This is a genomic window from Streptomyces sp. NPDC002911 (genome assembly GCF_053591835.1).
Map to the genome: position 1 here is coordinate 368,543 of NZ_JBSFUO010000005.1, position 18,410 is coordinate 386,952.

An 18,410-nucleotide genomic window follows, 5' to 3' on the forward strand; every position below is an offset into this window, starting at 1 on the left:
CTTCGCCATCCCAGCGTCTACGTATTCCGGCGGTGGCGGGGCACCGGTCCGGTCAAGGGGCTCCACGACCGGCTGCGCGGGCAGGGGCGCGACAGCGGCTCCGGTTGCCCGGACGCCGTGGGCGTGGAACCGCACTCCATGCCCACGGCGTCCCGGCCGGCCACATGCCACCCGGTGACCTGGGCAGCCCCTCGTCGCATCGGTTGCGACCCCGCCGGCTCGCAGCTGACCTTCTCCCCCACCGGACACGGCTACGGATCGCGTCCCGGTCACACGGTAGGAGGAGTGATCACCGGCTGCTGCCGGGCTGACCGGCCGATGGCTACCGCGGGCGGCCCGGCAGCAGCGCTCCCGGCTCGGCGGCGGCGACGCCGGTCCCTTCCGTCTTGGGGTTGCGCCGCTCCCGTCTCGCCACCCAGGTGGCGAACCAGGAGAGCAGCATGCACATGCCGATGTAGATGGGCGAGATCACCATGACCACAGGAATGAACGGCAGATCGTAGTCGAGGTTCGACGCGATCAGCTTGCCCGCGTGGAGGAACTCCTCGTAGGTGATCAGATAGCCCAGCGAGGTGTCCTTGAGCGCCACCACCAGCTGGCTGATGATGGTGGGCAGCATCGCCCGGACGGCCTGCGGGGCCAGGACGTGGGTGGTGACCTGCGTCTTGCGCATACCCAGCGCGTATGCCGCTTCCCGTTGCCCCCTCTCCACGGAGTTGATTCCGGTCCGGAAGACCTCCGCGAGCACGGAACCGTTGTAGAGGGTCAGCCCGGCCACCAGCGCCGGCAGCGGCTGGACCTTGAGCGCGACGAAGATGAAGAAGATCATCACCAGCACGGGCATGGCCCGGAAGAACTCGACCAGCAGCGTCGAGATCCAACGCACCGGCTTGTGGTCGGAGAGCCGGCCGACCGCGAGCACGGCCCCGAGGGCCAAGGAGAGGACCGCCGCGTAGGCGAAGGCCTTGAGTGTGTTTCCGAGGCCACGCAGCAGCAGCTCCTGAATGCCCTCGTACACGAAGGGCGTCCACTTCGCGCTGGTGAACTGGTCCGTGTCGAAGAGCAGATAGAGCATCCAGCCGAGCAGCGCGAGGATCACGACCGTCGAGAGGACTCCGTAGAGGAAGTGCCGCTTGCGGGTGGCGGGCCCGGGGATGTCGTAGAGCGCGGTGGCGGAGGCGGTGGCGTGGGTCATCGGGCGACTCCCCGGCGCTTCTCCAACACGTTGAAGAGCGCGCTGATGGCGAGGGTGATGATCAGATATCCGACAGCGATCCAGATGAAGGACCAGATGATGCTGTAGCCGAGTTCGTTGAGGGTCTTGTAGGTGCCGAGCAGCTCCGTGACGCTGAAGGCCCCGGCGATCGCGGAGTTCTTGGCGAGGGCGATGAGCGTCGACCCGACCGGGGGGATCACCGACCGGAAGGCCTGCGGCAGCACCACGTTGCCCAGCGTCTGCCCGAAGGACATCCCGAGACTGCGTGCCGCTTCGCCCTGCCCCCTGGGCACGGTGTTGATGCCCGAGCGCAGGGCCTCGCAGATGAAGGCCGAGGTGTAGCAGCCGAGGGCGAGAACCGCGAAGACCTGGAAGGGCAGGACCAGACCGAAACGCGGGAGACCCAGCAGTACGGCGAAGAACAGCAGCGTCAGCGGGGTGTTACGGAGCACCGCCACCCAGACGGTGCCGATCACCCGGAGCGAGCCGACGGGCGCGACCCGGAAGGACGCCATGACGAAGCCCAGCAGCAGCGCCAGGACCGAGGCGTAGACGGTGAGTTCGACGGTGCCGAGGAAACCCTTGCCGTAGAGCGAGAAATTCTCTGTCAGTACATCCATGGTGGTGGCCGGCCCCTCAGTTCGCCGGATAACGGTCGATGGGCGGGGGTTTCGGCGCGGGTACTCCCGACAGACCGAGGGTCGCCTCGAACGCCTTCTTCCAGTTGCCGTTGTTCTCGTTGGCCTCCAGCGCGTCGTTGAGCGCGGCGCGCAGCGCGTTGTCGGCGCGCGGGACGCCGATGCCGTAGGGCTCCTCGGAGAAGGGTTTGCCGACCACCTTCATCTCCTTTGGCGCCTTGGCTGCGAAACCCAGCAGGATGGCGTCGTCCGTGGTGACGGCGTCGACCTGGAAGGTCAACAGATTGTCGACGCAGATCGAGTAGGTGTCGTATGCGACGAGGTCCGCCTTGGGGTAGTCCGCAGCGATGCGCTGGTACGGCGTGGACCCCGCCGCCGAGCAGACGGTCTTGCCCGCCAGGTCCTGCGGGCCGTGGATGTCGTTCTCGTCCGTGCGCACCAGCAGCCCCTGGCCTGCCATGTAGTACGGTCCGGCGAAGCCGACGAGCTTCTTGCGCATGTCGTTGATCGTGTAGGTGCCGACGTAGTAGTCGATCTGCCCGTTCTGGAGCGCCGTCTCGCGGTTGGCGGAGGCGATGGTCCGGAAGCGGATCGTGTCCGGCTCGAAGCCGAGCGAGGCTGCCACCATGCGGGCGATCTCGATGTCGAAGCCGGAGTAGATCCCGGTGGCCGGGTCCTTCTCGCCGAGGTACGGCTGGTCCTCCTTGGCGCCGACGACCAGATAGCCACGCTTCCTGGCCTTCTTCCAGGTCTTCGAGTCCGGCAGCTCGAAACCGCTGTCGACCTTGTACTGGGGCAGCTCCCCGGCCTTCGGCCCCTTGACCGGAGGGCTGCCCTCCCTGCCGCAGCCGGCGGAGAGCGCGGCGATCAGGAGGCAGACCAGCACTGCGGCGAAGTTCCTCGTACGCAACACGGTGCCCCCCCTGTCAGTGCTTGAGAATCTTGGACAGGAAGTCCTTGGCGCGGTCGCTCTCCGGCGAGGTGAAGAAGTCCTCCGGAGTGCGGTCCTCGATGATGCATCCGTCGGACATGAAGACCACGCGGTTGGCTGCGGACCGAGCGAAGCCCATCTCGTGTGTGACGACCACCATGGTCATGCCCTCCCGGGCGAGCTGCTGCATGACCTCGAGGACCTCGTTGATCATCTCCGGGTCGAGTGCGGAGGTGGGCTCGTCGAAGAGCAGTGCCTTGGGGTCCATGGCAAGGGCGCGGGCGATGGCGACGCGCTGCTGCTGGCCGCCGGAGAGCTGGGCGGGGAGCTTGTCCGCCTGCGAGGCGAGCCCGACCCGCTCCAGCAGCTCCCGGGAGCGCTGGTCGGCCTCGTCCTTCTTGCGCTTACGGACCTTGAGCTGCGCGAGCGAGACGTTCGCCAGCACGGTCTTGTGGGCGAACAGGTTGAACGACTGGAAGACCATGCCCACTTCGGCCCGGAGCTCCGCGAGCCCCTTCCCCTCCTCGGGGAGCGGCCTTCCGTCGATGGCGATATGGCCGGACTCGATCGTCTCCAGCCGGTTGATGGTCCGGCAGAGCGTGGACTTGCCCGATCCGGAGGGGCCGATGACCACCACCACCTCCCCGCGGCCGACGGTGAGATTGATGTCCTGCAGTACGTGCAACTTCCCGAAGTACTTGTTGACGTCCCGCAGTTCGATCAACGGATCGACGGCCATACGCTGCCCTACCCACTTATCGCTTGTGTCGAGGTCAGCGCAAACTATCCGGGGCGGAGGCGCACTTCGGCACCGACACGCACCAGGAGCACATAAGGCTGTTTATCGCGTTTTGGCCTCGGGGCCGCTCTCCGCGGACTCCGCGTACATCTCGGAGAGCTCGGGGCTGCCCGACATCGCCCAGTCCAGACCGGCGGCGACCACCTCGATCTCGCGGCCGGAAGCCAGTCGCACCACCGGCTTTCCGCCCGCCAGGATGTCCCAGGCGGCTCCGGGGACGGTACGCACCAGTACGGTGCCGAGGTAGAGGCCGGCGTCGTTCCCCACCCAGGGCAGCTCCTCGGGGTCGTCGCGCCAGGTGGGCGGCAGCTGGTCGAGCGCCGACAACGAGGCGGGGCTGTCGTCGAGTTCCAGGCCGCACTGCCCCGCACGGGCACGCAGCAATTCGCATTCCGCGAACAGCTCGGCGACGCCGTCCGGATCGGTCTTGACGGCGGCCGCGAGGGCCACCTCCCGCGCACCGCCCTGGCGCTTACGCCAGTTGTCCAGGAAAGGGATGTTCATCCCACCAGGATCCCACCCCGGAAGCCTTCCGCATCACAGGGCGCGCGACTGTGCCCACCCCGGGACCTGCCCCGTACATGACCTGGCCATATACCTAGGATACGGGCATGACGTCGCAGAACTATCTTTCCGAACTCTTCTCGCTGGAAGGCCGGGTCGCTGTCGTGACCGGGGGCAGTTCCGGCATCGGCCGGGCCATCACGGGGGCGCTCGCGCATGCCGGAGCGAGCGTGGTGGTCGTGGCGCGCGGGGAGACGGGACTGGTGCGCACCGCCGGTGAGCTCACCGGCGACGGCTGCCGGGCGGCCTGGGTGAGCGCCGACCTCGGGACCGCTGAGGGTGTGCGCAAGGCCGGCGAGGAGGCGGCGGCCGCGTTCGGTGAGCCCGACATCCTCGTCAACTGCGCGGGCATCAACCTGCGGCCGCCGATGAGCGAGCTGGACGAGGACGTCTGGGACACCACGATGACGGTGAACCTCAAGGCGCCCTATCTGCTGGGCCGCCGGTTCGGGCCGGGTATGGCCGAGCGCGGCTTCGGCCGGATCATCCACATCACGTCCCAGCAGGCGCACCGGGCGTTCGTGCAGAGCGGCGCGTACGGAGTCTCCAAGGGTGCGCTGGAGTCACTGGCCCGCTCGCAGGCCGAGGCCTGGTCACCGCACGGTGTCACCTGCAACACGCTGGTGCCCGGATTCGTGATGACGCCGCTCAACGAGCGCCTGTCGTCAGACCCGGAGCGGGTGGCGGCGCTGGCCGCTCGCACGATGGTGGGCCGCAACGGGCTGGCCGAGGACTTCGCGGGCGCCGCGGTGTTCCTGGCGAGCGCCGCCTCCTCCTATGTCACCGGGCAGTCCCTGTTCGTCGACGGCGGGTTCTCGGTGCACTGAGGTGATCCGGTGACGCGGGTGCCGTCCCGGCATGGGGCTGCATCCGCGGCGCACGAGCGCAACCGTCACCCGCATCGGACGCCGGACGGCCACCTCAGCTTTCGGCGCCCGGAGTTCCGTCCTCCATTTCGGCGGCGACCGCCGCGGTGACGTCGGACGACGCCACGTCCTTGTCGATACCCAGCCCCGACAGGACGCCCGCACCCCCTTCGAATTCCAGCACGGCCAGCACCACGTGCCCCGTTCCGATGAAGTGGTGGCCCAGGCGCAGCGCCTCCCGGAAGGTGAGCTCCAGGACCTTGCGGGCCCCGGCGTCGTACGGGATCAGCTCGGGGACCTGGTCGGCCGCGGCCGGCAGGGCGAGCGTCGCCGCCTCCCGGACCGCCTCCAGCGTGACTCCCTGTCCCGCGATCACCTGCGCTCCGAGGGAGTCCGGCTCCGCCAGGAGACCCAGGACCAGGTGCTCCACCCCCACCTCGTCGTTGCGGGCGGCGTGGGCCTCGTTGTTCGCACCCATGACGACGTTCTTGGCCTGCTGGTCGAACTGGCCGAAGCCCTGGCTCGGATCCAGGTCCGAGGCTTCGCCGGGCTTCTTGGGCACGAACCTCTTCTGGGCGGCCTGCCGCGTGACGCCCATGCTCCGGCCGATGTCCGTCCATGACGCGCCGGAGCGGCGCGCCTGGTCCACGAAGTGACCGATGAGGTGGTCGGCGATCTCACCCAGGTGATCTGCGGCGACCACGGCTCCGGAGAGCTGCTCCAGCGTGTCGGGGTGGGTCTCCTTGATCGCGGCGATCAGGTCGTCGAGACGGATAGGCGGATTGGCGCGCAACGGCTTCGTCATGAGGCAACCCTAGGTTGACACCCTCATAACGTCAACCCGAAGTTGACACTCGGAAGCATTCGCCTGCGAGCAAGGTCCGGTCAGCGCCTCGCGTACCGACGACCGACACCCCGCTCCCTCCGACGGCACCGTCAGAAGTCGAGGTCCACGACCACCGGGGCGTGGTCGGAGGCTCCCTTGCCCTTGCGCTCCTCGCGGTCGACGTAGCTGTCCTTGACCGCCGCAGCGAAGGTGGCGTTCCCGTACACGAGGTCGATGCGCATGCCCTTGTTCTTCGGGAAGCTGAGCTGGCGATAGTCCCAGTAGGTGTACGGGTGGTCGTACTTGAGGGGGCGCGGCACCACGTCGGAGAGCCCCTCCTCGCGCAGCGTGGCGAGCGCCGCCCGCTCGGCGGGGGTGACGTGGGTGGCGCCCACGAAGAGAGCCGGGTCCCAGACGTCCTCGTCGGACGGTGCGATGTTGAAGTCGCCGAGGACCGCGAACGGCAGCGCCCCCGCCGCGTCCCCGGCAACGGCCTTCTGCAAAGCCTCCAGCCAGCGCAGCTTGTAGGCGTAGTGGTCGTGAGCGACCTCGCGGCCGTTGGGTACGTAGACGGACCAGACGCGGACGGGCCCACACGTCGCGGAGACCGCCCTCGGCTCCTGCACGCCCTCGTAGTCCGGGCCCTCGGGCAGGCCCGTCACGACGTCCGCGAGGCCCACGCGGGAGAGCAGCGCCACACCGTTCCACCGGCCCGTGGCGTTGACCGCCGACTCGTAGCCGGCCTCGCGCAATGCGTCGGCGGGGAACTGCTCGAGCGTGCATTTGGTCTCCTGGAGGCACAGCACGTCGGTGCCGCTGCTCTCCAGCCAGGCCAGCAGCCTCGGAAGCCGGGCGGTGATGGAATTGACGTTCCAGGTGGCGATGCGCATGCGGTAAACCTAGCCGCTCCCACTGACAACGGGGTCAGAGACGGGCCACGTCGCCCGGACTCAGCCGGCCGTGGTCCGTCCCGCCCAGTGCGCCGATCTGCGTGTCGTAGATCGGGCGGGCCAGGTCGGTGAGCAGGGCGTCGTGGATGTCGATCGCACGGCGCGGCTGCACCTCGCGTACGTAGTCGATGACCTCCGAGATCTTGTTCCAGGGGGCCATCACCGGCAGCATCAGGGTGTCCACCGGGTGGTCCGGCACCGTGAGGGCGTCGCCCGGGTGGAAGACCGAACCGTCCACGAGGAAGCCGATGTTGGTGACCCTCGGGATGTCCGGGTGGATGACGGCGTGCAGTTCACCGTGCACCTGCACGTCGAGTCCCGCGGCGGTGAACGTGTCGCCGTGGCCGACCGTGTGCACGCGCCCCGGGAACGCGGCGGACACCTGCTCGGCCACACTGCGCAGGGTCCACACCCGCGCGGCGGGGTTGGCCTCCAACGCGGCGCGCAGCCTCGCCTCGTTGAAGTGGTCGGGGTGTTCGTGCGTCACCAGGATCGCGTCCGCACCGACCGCGGCGTCGTCCTCGGTGAATCCGCCGGGGTCGATGACGAGCGACTGCCCGTTCCGCGCCAGGCGGATGCAGGAGTGGGTCTTCTTGGTGAGTGTGAGAGGCGAAGCGTTCATGCCACCATCCTGCTACGCGGGCGGGGTGGTTTCCTCCTGGATCACCGATTGCGCGATCTCGAATGCCGCACCTGCCGCCGGGATGCCGCAGTAGACGGCCGTCTGGAGCAGGACCTCCTTGATTTCGACGGGAGTGAGCCCATTGCGCAGGGCTGCCCTGACGTGCTGCGCGAGGCCCCCCAGGTGCCCGGACGCGACGACCGCGGTGAGGGAGACACAACTGCGGGCTCTGCGGTCGAGGCCCTCCCTGCTCCAGATCTCGCCCCAGGCATAGCGGGTGAGAAGCTCCTGGAAGTCGTCGGTGAAGCCGTCGGACGCCGTCGTCGCGCGGTCCACGTGGGCATCGCCCAGCACCTCGCGCCGGACCTTCATCCCCTGGTCGTACCGATCGTCGCGCCCCGTCGGGGAAGCGTCGGGCAGGTCGGCCGCGGCAGCGATCGCAGCGAGGGGGACGACCGGACCGAACGGGGCGGGGTAGCCCGGGGAGGGCGGGACGGGGATCGACGCCAGGGTGTCCTGCCAGGCGGTGGAGAAATGCGTGAGCAGCAGGTCGGTGACGGCGGCCGGCTGCTCGACCGGGGCCAGGTGGGAGGCGCCTGGTACGAGGGCGAGCCGGGCGTCCGGGATGCCCGCGACCAGGGTCCGCGCCTCGGCGGGGCTGGTGACCTTGTCCTCGGCACCGACCAGGACGAGGGTCGGGACACCGATGCGGGGAAGTTCCGTACGGATGTCGAAGGCGGCCAAGGCCTCGCAGGAGGCGATGTAGCAGCCGGGGTCGGTGGTACGGACCATCTGGACGGCCCACTCCACGATGGCCGGCTGTGCGGCGGCGAAGCCGGGGGTGAACCAGCGTTCCGGGGAGGTGCGGGCGATCGGCTCCAAGCCGTTGCTGCGGACGATCACCCCCCGCTGCCGCCATTCGTCGGCGGTACCGAAGCGCGGCGACGCGGCGACGAGCGCCAGGGCGGCGACCCGGCGGGGGTGGCGCAGCGCGAGATCGGCACCGACGGCACCGCCGATGGAGCAGCCCGCGTACCCGAAGCGCTGCACGCCGACACTGTCCAGCGTGGCGAGGAGGCGGTCCGCGAGGTCGGTGACCGAGGCCGCGGGATGCGCGGGGGCTCCGCCGTGCCCCGGGAGGTCGTAGCGGAAGATCCGCCAGTGCTGGGCCAGCTCCGGTATCTGGCGGTCCCACATGTGCCATGTGGTACCCAGGGACGGCCCGATCACCAGGACCGGAGCGTCTTCTGGTCCGTCAAAGCGGTATTGCATGGTGTTCGGTGGTGTCTCGGTCACCCGTCCGACCCTCTCATATCTCACAATCTCTCACGACCGCTCGGTATGTCCCCTCCGGACCCATGCAGCCCGCCCCACACTGTGGCAGCTCCGCGAAGGTTCTCCACAGCCGGCTTGACCCACCACCTCTTCGTGGTCCTGACGTTTGTACGTCAGGTACGTGAAGCAGGACGCCCGAGCGTCGTACAGACGCACCTGACGTAGCCCCAGCAGCGCCATGATCCGGTAAGCCCGTCGACGGAGTTGCTTGATAGTGCGAACCTCCCCCATCTCGTCCACCAGGACGTAGCCGGAGTGGAGGCAGCCCGGTCCGAGGGCCAGCTTTCTCCCTGGCCTGGAGAGCCTTGAATGACCGAAGCGCGCCCCATACCGGAACGGGCAACGGAAGCTCTCGCTCTCCAGCCATCGCCCCGAAGCGGAGGAGCTCGGCTACGACGTGATCCTCGCGCGCGAGAGGAAGCCGCGAGGATCGCGGCCGCGCTCGAAGAGGCCGAGCGAGTGGTCGAGCGGCTGGTCATCGCCCGGGAAGAGGTGGTAGAGGTGCCGGCTGGCCGGGGCATGGATACGGTGGAGGAGAACGCGGTGGCCGCCGCGGTGACGGGATCACCGGTTCCCTGCCAGAGCGGGCGGCTGGCCAGGACGGTCCTCGCGCCGGACTACCAGCGGATCATCTCGGTGGAGACCGAGGCCGGAGCCGGCCGAGGCAGAGTGCGGGCCAAGGAACGCGCGGTGGCCCTGGGGCTGGAAGCGGTGCCCGCGAAGATCAAGGGGGTGCGTTCGCGGGCGAAACGCCTGGCCGAGCGCGGGTAGATCACCGGGAAAAGTGTTCGGCTCACTGCACCGGCGCCATCGGGCAGCCGACTTTCAAGAAATTCCTGGCCAAGGTCGCCAGGGAAGTGCCAGTCGGCCTCGAAATACACCTGGTCCTCGTCAACTACTCACCCCACCGATGCGTCTGAGGTCGCGAAGTGTCAAGCCCCGGGATCCGGGCTGAGCGGGGACAGGGCATCAGCCGCAGCCGCTGGGAGGACTGGATCGCTGGACTCGTGTGGTCATTTCGTGTCGGGTAGTTGTGATGTGGCGTGTGCCGTGATGTGTCCGGTCGTGTTGGGGGGTTCTCCGCGGCGGACCGAGCCGGGGGCGCGGGCGATCGGCCGTCTGGGGGCGGTGGCGGAGGACAACTGCCAGGGGACGCTGGTCACGGTGACCCCAGGAGTGAAGAGCAGGCGGCTCTTGAGCCACAGGGCTGTCTGATTATGCAGGAAGTTCTCCCACCAGTGGCCGACGACGTACTCGGGGATGAAGACGGCGATGACGTCGTTGGGTCCGTCGCGGCGGATGGAGCGTACGTATTGCACTGCCGGTCTGGTGATTTCGCGGTAGGGGGACCAGAGCACTGTCAGAGGGACCTGGATATCGAAATCGTTCCACTGCCTGCGAAGGGTGGACAAGGACTCCTGGTCGACGGCGACGGTGAGTGCTTCGAGGTGGTCGGGCCGGAAGGCGCGGGCGTAGGCGAGGGCACGCAGGGTCGGCCTGTGGAGGGTGGAGACGAGCACGACGGCCAGGACCCGCGAAGGCGGGATGCTGTCCTGCCGCGGGTCGGTCACGGCGAGTTCGGCAAAGGTCCGGTCGTACTGGCGTCGGATGCCCCGCATCATCAGCCACAGCACGATCGCAGCGACGACGGCCAGCCACGCGCCCTCAGTGAACTTGGTGGCAAGCACGATGACCAGGACCAGCCCGGTGACGAGAGCGCCGGTGGAGTTGACGACACGGGCCAGGTGCTGACGGCGGCGACGAACGGGGTCGGCCTCGGAAAGCAGTGCGCTGTTCCAGTGCCGGACCATGCCAGTCTGGGAGAGGGTGAAGGAGGTGAAGACGCCAAGGATGTAGAGGTGGATCAGACTGGTGACGTTGGCCTCGAAGCCGTACAGCAGGAGCCCGGCGACGACTGCCAGGGCGATGACGCCGTTGGAGAAGACGAGTCTGTCGCCGCGGTTGTGGAGCTGTCTTGGAAGGTAGCTGTCCTGGGCGAGGATCGAGGAGAGCAGCGGAAAGCCGTTGAAGGCGGTGTTCGCCGCCAGGATCAGGATCAGGGCGGTCACTGCCTGGATGTAATAGAAGCCGAAGCTGTCGATCCCGCCGAACACGGCAGCGGCGAGCTGCGCGATGACGGTGCGCTGCGTATAGCCGGCGCAGTCGGGCAGCCCGGTCAGCCGGCACGAGTCGTCGGCGATGTGCACCTTGGCCACGACCGCGAGCGTGGTCACGCCGACGAACAGGACGACGGCGATGATGCCCATCGCGGCCAGTGTGTTCGCGGCGTTGCGTGACTTGGGCTCGCGAAACGCCGGCACACCGTTGGAGATCGCTTCCACACCCGTCAGCGCCGTGCAGCCGCTGGAGAACGCGCGGAGCACCAGCATGACCAGTGCGAGTCCGGCCAGATCCAGGTCGCTCTTCTGGGGAGTGATCCCGTAACCGGAACTCTCCGCGACCGGGGCATCGCCCAGCACATAGCGCAGCAGTCCGGTGCTGATCATGATCAGCATACCGCCGACGAAGAGATAGGTGGGAGCGGCGAACAACCGGCCGGACTCGCGCAAACCCCGGAGGTTCAGCGCGGTGAGCAGGCCCACGAAACCCAGCGCCATCAGCACTCGGTAGCCGGCCAGGGAGGGCAGCGCCGAGATGATGTTGTCCACCCCGGAGGCCACCGAGACCGCCACGGTCATCACGTAGTCCACCAGCAGCGAGGCCCCGACCACCAGGCCGGCGGACGGGCCCAGATTCGTCGAGACAACCGCGTACGACCCGCCGCCGCTCGGATAGGCGCGGACGACCTGCCGGTAGGAGAGCACCACCACCGTCATCAGAGCGACGACCGCACCCCCGATCCACGGGGTGAAGTGCAGATAGGCCAGCCCTCCCAGGGTGAGGACCAACAGGATCTCCTGCGTGGCGTACGCCACGGAGGAAAGCGGATCGGACGCGAAGATCGGCAGCGCGATCCGCTTCGGCAGCAGCGTCTCACCCAGATCCTCACTCCGCCGGGCACGCCCGATGACCAGACGCTTGAGAACCTCGATCGCCGTCGGCACGGCGCGATCGTAAACCGGCTGCCCCCGACAGCCCGGCCGGTGTGCAGCCGACACGGGTACACCCTCGAATCAGAGCCCCGTTTGCCATGCGGACCATACACATGACAGCGGCGCGCAGGGCAGGGCGAACCTCCGATGAGCCTTGAGAGTGGTCTCTCGACGACGGCCTCAGCACCGCCGTGTCCATCCACCCGTTCTGGGCGGAGAAGATGGGCGGAGTGGTCGAGGCCCACATGGCGCTCAAGCACGCTCACGAGGTAACGGGCGCAGACGGGGCTCCACGAGCGGGCCGGGGGCGGTACAGCAGGTGCGTACCCACCGGGGGGGCTACGCACCTTCCCCGAAGGCGGGCACATCGGCCACGGTGTCATCCTGCCGCGGACTGGTACAGGTAAAGATTCGTGGCCGGAGCTATTCCGCGAGCACCGTCGAGGTGGCGAGCCACGGTGCAGCCTTCTCTGAATGAGCCAAGGCGAGTCAGCGGGACCTTGGGATCTCAGTGCTGGTCGAGCTTGACCTGGAGATGAGCAGGATCACGGTCGGCAGGGGGATGACCGAAGGTCCAGGCGTTCATGAGGCAAGTCGGTTGTCGGAACCGAAGTCGTCGGGATCGGCAGGTGGTCGACTGGTCGGATGGCACCAAGCCCCCTCGCCGTGCTGCTGGTTGCCCACACCGAGCAGCACGAGTGGTGACTGCGGCTACGACCACAATGAGTGCCGCCGGCCTGGGCGCTGGGTGTGACACCGGGGATCGCCGCCGCGGTGTTCCGCACGGTTCCGGACCGGGGTCCGCAGGTGGGTCGTCAAGCGGACCGCTGGCTGACTCGACGGCTTCCGTAGCCCTCGGTTCTGCTGGGGACGACGCGACGGCATCCACAAAACCTTCCTCGAGCCTTCGTCCGCCTCGCGCCCTGCCGCAGCACCCACGGACGCGTCCAACGCCTTAGTTGGGACCTTTTACACCGTCTGCGTACCCATCAGTCTGGCGATGAGGTCATCCAGGCTGATCAGGCCGGTCAGTCGGCCCTCCGTGTCCCGCACGACGGCGAGGGAGGCTCTGCGGTGCTGGAGTTGCTCCACTGCGTGGGCCACTGTGTCACCGGGGGCCAGTTCCGGGACAGGCCGGGCGAGGTCGCGGGCCGTCGATGGACGGCCTTGGGCGCGGGCGACCAGGGCGTCACGGGCATGTACCGAGCCGAGGACGGTTGCTCCGTCGCGTACAAGAAGGCGGGTGTGATCAGCAGCTGCCGCCGTGGCAAGGACCGCGTCTGTGCCGGCATCCGCTTCGACGTAACTGATCTGTTCCGCAGGCACTTGGAGTTGGGCTACCGGGGTCTGCGGTTCGCTCAGTGAGCGGGTGATCAGTCCGGAGTCGGTCGCACTGATCAGCCCGAGGCGCTCGGACTCCTCGACCAGGTGGGTGAGCTGCTCCCGGTTGTGCACGGAGGCCAGTTCGTCCCGCGGGGTGACCCGGCACATGCGTACGAGTGCGTTGCTGACCTTGTTGAGCAGCCAGATCAGCGGGCGTACGAGACGGATCAAGGCCCGGAACGGAGGGGTGAGGAGCATGGCGGAGCGTTCGGGGTGTGCGATGGCCCAGGATTTGGGGGCCATTTCGCCGAGAACCATGTGCAGGAAGACGACCACGATCATCGCGACGGCGAAGGCGATGCCGTAACTCAGGCCGCTGGGCAGGCCGAGCCTCTCCAGGACCGGGTCGAGCTCATGGGAGATGGCCGGCTTGGAGATTGATCCCAGGCCCAGGGTGCAGATCGTGATGCCGAGCTGGGCGCCGGCGAGCATCAGGGACAGCTCCTTCATCCCTGCCAGGGCCGACTTGGCGCCGCGTTGCCCTTGGTCGGCGGCACGTTCCATGCGGTGTCGTCTGGCAGCCACCAAGGCGAATTCGGCCGCGACGAAGAAGCCGCTGCCGAGCAGTAGGAGGAGGGTGATGAAGAGGGCCAGGGGGAAGCTCATGCGGTCGGCTCCTCGCCGGTCGGGACAACTGTGTCGACGGCGGAATCCGGCAAGCGTTCCAGGCGGATGCGGTCGGGGACGTGACGATCCAGGGTGCGGACCTCGATGAGAACCGGACCGACGGTGAGGCGGTCTCCGATGGCAGGGAAGCGGCCAAGTCGGTGCACGATGAGACCGGCGGCGGTGTCGTAGTCATCCTCCTCGGGCAGTTCGATGCCGGTGGCTTCGGCGATCTCGTCCAAGCGGCGCCCGGCGTCCACGAGCCACCCGTTTCCGTTGGCCGCGGCGATCTCGATGACCTGGTCGGACTCGTCGGCGATGTCGCCGACCAGCTCTTCGGCGATGTCCTCGAAGGTGACGATCCCCGCGAAGCCGCCATGCTCGTCGAGGACGACCGCGAATTCCTGCTTGTGCTCCTGCATCTGCTCGACGGCGCCCGGCAGCGGCAGCGTGTCGGGAAGCAGCAGCGGTCGCCTGGCCAGCTCACCGGCGGTGAGCTGCCCGAAACGGGCATGTGGCAGCCTCATCAGCTCGCGTACCCCGATGACGCCCTTGATGTCATCGTGGCGCTCTCCCGTGACGGGGTAGTTGGAGTGGCCGTGCTTGGCGATCAGCTGCACGACTTCGGTGGCCGGTGCGTCTGCTCGCACGTAGGCGACATCGACACTCGGCACCATGACCTCGTCCAGGGTGCGGTCGGAGAACTCCAGCGCGTGGTCGAGAAGCTCGGCGTTGGCACGGGGCAGCTGGCCCTGCTCATGGGACTCGCCGATCAGGTGGCTGAGCTCTTCCAGGGTCGCGCCGTGGTGGAGTTCCTCGACCGGCTCGATACCGACCCTGCGCAGCAGTTTGTTGGCCGCGGCGTCGAAGAGATGCACCACCGGGCCGACCACCTTGAGATACGCGAGGGTGGAGGCCGACAGGGACTTCGCGAGTCGCTCGGGGACGGCGAGGGCGAGGTTTTTGGGAGCCAGCTCACCGAGCACCATCTGCACGACCGTGGCCATGACGAAGGCGAGCGTCACCGAAATCGCGGAGACCGCGCCATCCGAGAGGCCGGTGCTGTTCAGCGCGGGGCGCAGCAGGGCCGAGACGGACGGCTCGGCGATGAAGCCGACGACCAGGCCGGTGACGGTGATGCCCAGCTGGGCGCCCGAGAGCATGAAAGAGAGCCGTTCGAGGACCTTCACGGCGCGGGCGGCGCGCTTGTCACCTGCGGCGGCCTCACGGGCGAGGGCGAGGCGGTCGGCGGCGACGTACGCGAATTCCTGGGCGACGAAGTAGCCGGTTCCCGCGGTCAGGACGAGGACGGCCAGCAGGCCGAGTACGGCGTTCATCGAGCAACCCCGGAACGGTGCCTGGGACCCACAAGGTCCGTCGGACTGGCGGACAAGACGTGCTCCTTCAAAGGGGTGGTGCGAATGAGGACGGCGGGCCTGCTGGGGAAGCGGAGTTCCCCGGCCCAGTATCGGTGGGGCCCTACTGGGCCGCGCGGTTCGTCAGGCTGCCGGACCGACGAGTTCTTCCAGAACGTCTTCCATGGTGACGAAGCCAAGAACCGTGCCCTGGTCGCCGGTGACCGCCGCGAGGTGGCTGTCAGCGGCGCGCAGCGCGGTGAGGGTGTCGTCGAGCGGGGTGTCGATGCGGACGCGGGTGACCGCGTGCAGGGCTGTGCGCGCGAAGGGCTTGTCCCGGTCGGTCACGCCGAGGGTGTCCTTGATGTGGAGGTAGCCCAGGACGGCGTCGGTGGGGCCGGTGACAGGGAAGCGGGAGAATCCGGCTGCCGCTGCGGTCCGCTCCAGTTGGGCCGGGGTGATGGTGTGGTCGACGGTGACCATCTTCGGCCCGGGGACAAAGATTTCGCCGACTGGCCTCGTGCCCAACTCCAGGGCGTCGCGCAGGCGCTCGCCGTCGGCCGGTGAGAGCAGACCGGCCTCGCTGGAGTCCCGGACCATACGCGCCAGCTCGTCGTCGGTGAAAACGGATGCGACTTCGTCCCTCGGCTCGACCTTCAGCAATTTCAGTAGCGCGTTGGCGAAGGCGTTGACGGAGAAGATGACGGGACGCAGTGCTCGGGTGAGGGCAACGAGGGGCGGGCCGAGCAGCAGCGCGGTCCTTACCGGGGCGGCGAGCGCGATGTTCTTGGGCACCATCTCGCCGATCAGCATGTGCAGATACGTGGCGGCGGTCAGCGCGATCACGAAGGCGATCGGGTGGACCAGGCCGTGCGGGACGTGTGCCGCTTCGAAGCCCGGCTCAAGCAGATGGGCGATGGCGGGTTCGGCGACGGCGCCCAGGACCAGCGAGGAGATGGTGATGCCGAGTTGCGCGGTGGCCATCATCGCGGAGATGTGCTGGAGCCCCCACAGGGTGAGGCGGGCACGTCTGTGGCCCGCGTGGGCCTGCGGCTCGATCTGGCTGCGGCGTACGGAGATCAGGGAGAACTCGGCGCCCACGAAGAAAGCGTTGGTCAGCAGGGTCAGAGCGCCGATGGCCAGCTGGAGCACGGTCATCGGGCCATCTCCTCAGCGGTTGCCTGGTGCGGGACAACTGCGGGTTCAGTGATGTGCACACGGTCGGCCCGGTGGTGCTCGACATCCAGGACGTCCAGCTGCCAGCCGTCGAGGACGACCGAGTCGCCTTCGACAGGGATGCGTGCGAGGCGGGTGGCCACCAGGCCGGCCACGGTCTCGTACGGCCCGTCGGGGGCGGTCAGCCCGATTCGGGCGAGTTCGTCGATCCGTACGCCGCCGTCCGCCTCCCAGGTCGCGCGGCCGTCCGCGGTGGGCGGGGCCGGCAGCAGATCGGGGGCCTGGGCGGGGTCGTGCTCGTCGCGGACCTCGCCGACGACCTCCTCGACGATGTCCTCCACGGTCGCGACGCCGGCTGTACCGCCGTACTCGTCGACGACCACGGCCATCGTGCGGTGCGCGCGCATCCGCTCCAGAAGACGGTCGGCGGGCAGCGAATCGGGGACCAGCAATGGCTCGGTCGCAAGTTCGGTGACCGGCGTCACGTGTCGCTTGTCGGGGTCGAGGGCGAGGACGTCGCGGATGTGGACGGTTCCGATGACCTCGTCGAGGCTGTCGCGGTAGACGGGGAAACGGGAAAGTCCGGTGGCGTACGTCAGATTGGCCGCATCGGCGGCGGTGGCGTGGGCCTCCAGCGCCCGCACGTCGATACGCGGGGTCATGACGTTCTCGGCGGTCAGCTCGCCCAGGTGCAGGGTGCGTACGAACAGTTCGGCGGAGTCCGCCTCGATCGCGCCCTCCGCGGCCGAGTGCCGGGCGAGCGAGGCCAGCTCGGAGGGGCTGCGGACGGAGGCCAGCTCCTCGGCCGGCTCCAGGCCGAGGCGTCGTACGAAGCGGTTCGCGGTGGTGTTCAGGTGGTGGATGAAGGGCCCGAAGGCGGCGGTGAAGCCTCGCTGTGGGGCGGCCACCACCTTGGCGACGGCAAGCGGGCGGGAGATCGCCCAGTTCTTGGGCACCAGCTCGCCGACGACCATCAGCACGACCGTGGAGAGCGCCACGCCCAGGATCGTCGCTACGGAGGACGCGGCTGCGCCGAGCCCCATGGCTTCGAGGGGGCCGCGCAGCAGCGTGGCGAGCGAGGGCTCGGCGAGCATGCCGATCACGAGCGAGGTGACGGTGATGCCGAGCTGGGCGCCGGACAGCTGGAATGTCAGCTCACGCACGGCCTTGAGCGCGCTGTCGGCGCCACGCTCCTGCGCCGCGACGGCGCGCTCCAGGTCACCGCGTTCCACCGTGGTCAAAGAAAACTCAGCCGCGACGAACAGCGCGCAGGCCAAGGTGAGGGCAAGAGCCAGGGTCAGGAGAAGTACCTCGGTCACCGTGCCACCCCCGCATCCTGGCTCACCTGGTGTGGGCAGGCAGTGGCACGGTTCGTACTGGGAGGCTCACCCATGACGGGTCGCTCACTCCTTCTCTGCTCGGTTCGATGAAGCTGCTGAGAACCAGTGTCCCCAACACCATAGTAAAGAGATAGTAAATTTGGATGCGGGATGGTTCCGCACCGGAGCCTTCCCCACCCGCAATCTCACACTCTCGCCGGCGCCGCCTGCCCGGCGTCCTGGCATGCACAGGACCGTCGGGGCGCCGCCAGGCCACTCTCGGCGTTCGCCGCGACGAGACAGAACACGGCGCTGGTGAACGCGCTGGAGTCCACGATGCGGCGGCTGCGGTCTGCAAGTCCGCGCCGTAAGTAGGCAACCGTGCGTAGGCATGGGCGATTTGTTTCCTCGGAGACTTGTTTCGGACTTTCCCCGCGAGACGCGCCGGAATCCGGCCAGGCGGGTTGCCGAGCCGTATGGTTCTACACGAGTGTAGAGAGTGCGAGGCCGACCGGCCAATCACTCACGTCTCTGGAGGATTTACATGACTTCGATCGACCTGGACAAGGTGCTCGACAAGGCGTGGACGGACAAGAGCCTGCCCGAGGTACTCGCCGCTCCTGTCGGGGCCCTGAAGGGCGTCTCGGACCGGGACGGCGAGCTGCTCCAGGAGGCGTTCGGCGTCAAGACGGTGGCGGACCTCGCCGAGTTGAAGTACGTCCGTTGGGCGCAGGCACTGGCGGCCCTGGACGCGGCGGCCAAGTAAGCAGA

At 68.2% G+C, this 18,410-nt stretch carries 17 protein-coding genes; 3 read left to right on the forward strand and 14 right to left on the reverse strand.

Annotated elements, in window-relative coordinates; genetic code table 11:
• Nucleotides 1-322: 322 nt before the first annotated feature.
• The 5 genes from ACWD04_RS11285 to ACWD04_RS11305 all read right to left on the reverse strand — a co-directional run bounded on the left by ACWD04_RS11285 (nt 323) and on the right by ACWD04_RS11305 (nt 4,088).
• Nucleotides 323-1,195, reverse strand: coding sequence for an amino acid ABC transporter permease (locus ACWD04_RS11285; RefSeq protein ID WP_451130489.1), 873 nt, complete (start codon nt 1,193-1,195; stop codon nt 323-325).
• Nucleotides 1,192-1,836: an amino acid ABC transporter permease gene (locus ACWD04_RS11290; protein WP_451130491.1), complete on the reverse strand. Its 645-nt coding sequence runs from the start codon at nt 1,834-1,836 to the stop codon at nt 1,192-1,194. The genes ACWD04_RS11285 and ACWD04_RS11290 overlap by 4 nt, the downstream gene beginning before the upstream one ends.
• Nucleotides 1,837-1,852: 16 nt before the next feature.
• The gene (locus ACWD04_RS11295) at nt 1,853-2,767 is read right to left on the reverse strand and encodes a glutamate ABC transporter substrate-binding protein (protein ID WP_451130493.1); all 915 of its coding nucleotides are present in this window, start codon (nt 2,765-2,767) and stop codon (nt 1,853-1,855) included.
• 13 nt (nt 2,768-2,780) lie between these two features.
• Nucleotides 2,781-3,524, reverse strand: coding sequence for an amino acid ABC transporter ATP-binding protein (locus tag ACWD04_RS11300; RefSeq protein WP_451130495.1), 744 nt, complete (start codon nt 3,522-3,524; stop codon nt 2,781-2,783).
• 102 nt (nt 3,525-3,626) lie between these two features.
• The gene (locus tag ACWD04_RS11305; protein WP_451130497.1) at nt 3,627-4,088 is read right to left on the reverse strand and encodes a DUF6278 family protein; all 462 of its coding nucleotides are present in this window, start codon (nt 4,086-4,088) and stop codon (nt 3,627-3,629) included.
• 107 nt (nt 4,089-4,195) lie between these two features.
• Between ACWD04_RS11305 and ACWD04_RS11310 the strand changes: the two genes are divergently transcribed.
• A complete protein-coding gene (locus ACWD04_RS11310; RefSeq protein WP_451130499.1) occupies nt 4,196-4,975 on the forward strand; it encodes an SDR family NAD(P)-dependent oxidoreductase in 780 nt (259 codons plus the stop codon).
• A gap of 94 nt (nt 4,976-5,069) precedes the next feature.
• On the opposite strand, the gene ACWD04_RS11315 is transcribed toward ACWD04_RS11310, so the two are convergent.
• The 4 genes from ACWD04_RS11315 to pcaDC form a co-directional block, all read right to left on the reverse strand.
• Entirely contained in the window at nt 5,070-5,819 is a 750-nt protein-coding gene (locus ACWD04_RS11315) for a Clp protease N-terminal domain-containing protein (protein WP_451130501.1), read from the reverse strand.
• Nucleotides 5,820-5,950: 131 nt separating this feature from the next.
• Nucleotides 5,951-6,730, reverse strand: coding sequence for an exodeoxyribonuclease III (locus tag ACWD04_RS11320; RefSeq protein WP_451130503.1), 780 nt, complete (start codon nt 6,728-6,730; stop codon nt 5,951-5,953).
• A 34-nt stretch (nt 6,731-6,764) separates the two neighbouring features.
• Nucleotides 6,765-7,412 carry an MBL fold metallo-hydrolase gene (locus ACWD04_RS11325; protein ID WP_451130505.1) on the reverse strand — a complete coding sequence of 216 codons (648 nt, stop codon included), beginning with the start codon at nt 7,410-7,412 and terminating at the stop codon, nt 6,765-6,767.
• A 12-nt stretch (nt 7,413-7,424) separates the two neighbouring features.
• Entirely contained in the window at nt 7,425-8,684 is a 1,260-nt protein-coding gene (gene pcaDC / locus ACWD04_RS11330; protein WP_451130563.1) for a bifunctional 3-oxoadipate enol-lactonase/4-carboxymuconolactone decarboxylase PcaDC, read from the reverse strand.
• Nucleotides 8,685-9,206: 522 nt separating this feature from the next.
• Between pcaDC and ACWD04_RS11335 the strand changes: the two genes are divergently transcribed.
• Nucleotides 9,207-9,518, forward strand: a complete 312-nt coding sequence (locus ACWD04_RS11335; protein ID WP_451130507.1) for a hypothetical protein — start codon at nt 9,207-9,209, stop codon at nt 9,516-9,518.
• A 242-nt stretch (nt 9,519-9,760) separates the two neighbouring features.
• Here ACWD04_RS11335 and ACWD04_RS11340 read toward each other — a convergent pair whose 3' ends face one another.
• The 5 genes from ACWD04_RS11340 to ACWD04_RS11360 all read right to left on the reverse strand — a co-directional run bounded on the left by ACWD04_RS11340 (nt 9,761) and on the right by ACWD04_RS11360 (nt 17,639).
• Nucleotides 9,761-11,812 (reverse strand): APC family permease, encoded by a 2,052-nt coding sequence (locus ACWD04_RS11340; RefSeq protein ID WP_451130509.1) that lies wholly within the window; start codon nt 11,810-11,812, stop codon nt 9,761-9,763.
• 957 nt (nt 11,813-12,769) lie between these two features.
• Nucleotides 12,770-13,789: a hemolysin family protein gene (locus ACWD04_RS11345; RefSeq protein WP_451130511.1), complete on the reverse strand. Its 1,020-nt coding sequence runs from the start codon at nt 13,787-13,789 to the stop codon at nt 12,770-12,772.
• The gene (locus tag ACWD04_RS11350; RefSeq protein ID WP_451130513.1) at nt 13,786-15,126 is read right to left on the reverse strand and encodes a hemolysin family protein; all 1,341 of its coding nucleotides are present in this window, start codon (nt 15,124-15,126) and stop codon (nt 13,786-13,788) included. Before ACWD04_RS11350 ends, ACWD04_RS11345 begins: the two co-directional genes overlap by 4 nt.
• 162 nt (nt 15,127-15,288) lie before the next feature.
• The gene (locus ACWD04_RS11355; RefSeq protein ID WP_451130515.1) at nt 15,289-16,302 is read right to left on the reverse strand and encodes a hemolysin family protein; all 1,014 of its coding nucleotides are present in this window, start codon (nt 16,300-16,302) and stop codon (nt 15,289-15,291) included.
• Nucleotides 16,299-17,639 (reverse strand): hemolysin family protein, encoded by a 1,341-nt coding sequence (locus ACWD04_RS11360; RefSeq protein ID WP_451130517.1) that lies wholly within the window; start codon nt 17,637-17,639, stop codon nt 16,299-16,301. Before ACWD04_RS11360 ends, ACWD04_RS11355 begins: the two co-directional genes overlap by 4 nt.
• A gap of 544 nt (nt 17,640-18,183) precedes the next feature.
• Between ACWD04_RS11360 and ACWD04_RS11365 the strand changes: the two genes are divergently transcribed.
• Complete coding sequence (locus ACWD04_RS11365) at nt 18,184-18,405, forward strand: hypothetical protein (RefSeq protein ID WP_451130519.1); 222 nt, start codon at nt 18,184-18,186, stop codon at nt 18,403-18,405.
• Nucleotides 18,406-18,410: the final 5 nt, after the last annotated feature.

Excerpts from the sequence above, each read along its gene's own strand:
- ACWD04_RS11285 (WP_451130489.1), bottom strand. The coding sequence starts at position 1,195 with ATGACCCACGCCACCGCCTCCGCCACCGCGCTCTACGACATCCCCGGG.
- ACWD04_RS11290 (WP_451130491.1), bottom strand. The coding sequence starts at position 1,836 with ATGGATGTACTGACAGAGAATTTCTCGCTCTACGGCAAGGGTTTCCTC.
- ACWD04_RS11300 (WP_451130495.1), bottom strand. The coding sequence starts at position 3,524 with ATGGCCGTCGATCCGTTGATCGAACTGCGGGACGTCAACAAGTACTTC.
- ACWD04_RS11305 (WP_451130497.1), bottom strand. The coding sequence starts at position 4,088 with ATGAACATCCCTTTCCTGGACAACTGGCGTAAGCGCCAGGGCGGTGCG.
- ACWD04_RS11310 (WP_451130499.1), top strand. The coding sequence starts at position 4,196 with ATGACGTCGCAGAACTATCTTTCCGAACTCTTCTCGCTGGAAGGCCGG.
- ACWD04_RS11315 (WP_451130501.1), bottom strand. The coding sequence starts at position 5,819 with ATGACGAAGCCGTTGCGCGCCAATCCGCCTATCCGTCTCGACGACCTG.
- ACWD04_RS11320 (WP_451130503.1), bottom strand. The coding sequence starts at position 6,730 with ATGCGCATCGCCACCTGGAACGTCAATTCCATCACCGCCCGGCTTCCG.
- ACWD04_RS11325 (WP_451130505.1), bottom strand. The coding sequence starts at position 7,412 with ATGAACGCTTCGCCTCTCACACTCACCAAGAAGACCCACTCCTGCATC.
- pcaDC (WP_451130563.1), bottom strand. The coding sequence starts at position 8,684 with ATGCAATACCGCTTTGACGGACCAGAAGACGCTCCGGTCCTGGTGATC.
- ACWD04_RS11345 (WP_451130511.1), bottom strand. The coding sequence starts at position 13,789 with ATGAGCTTCCCCCTGGCCCTCTTCATCACCCTCCTCCTACTGCTCGGC.
- ACWD04_RS11350 (WP_451130513.1), bottom strand. The coding sequence starts at position 15,126 with ATGAACGCCGTACTCGGCCTGCTGGCCGTCCTCGTCCTGACCGCGGGA.
- ACWD04_RS11355 (WP_451130515.1), bottom strand. The coding sequence starts at position 16,302 with ATGACCGTGCTCCAGCTGGCCATCGGCGCTCTGACCCTGCTGACCAAC.
- ACWD04_RS11365 (WP_451130519.1), top strand. The coding sequence starts at position 18,184 with ATGACTTCGATCGACCTGGACAAGGTGCTCGACAAGGCGTGGACGGAC.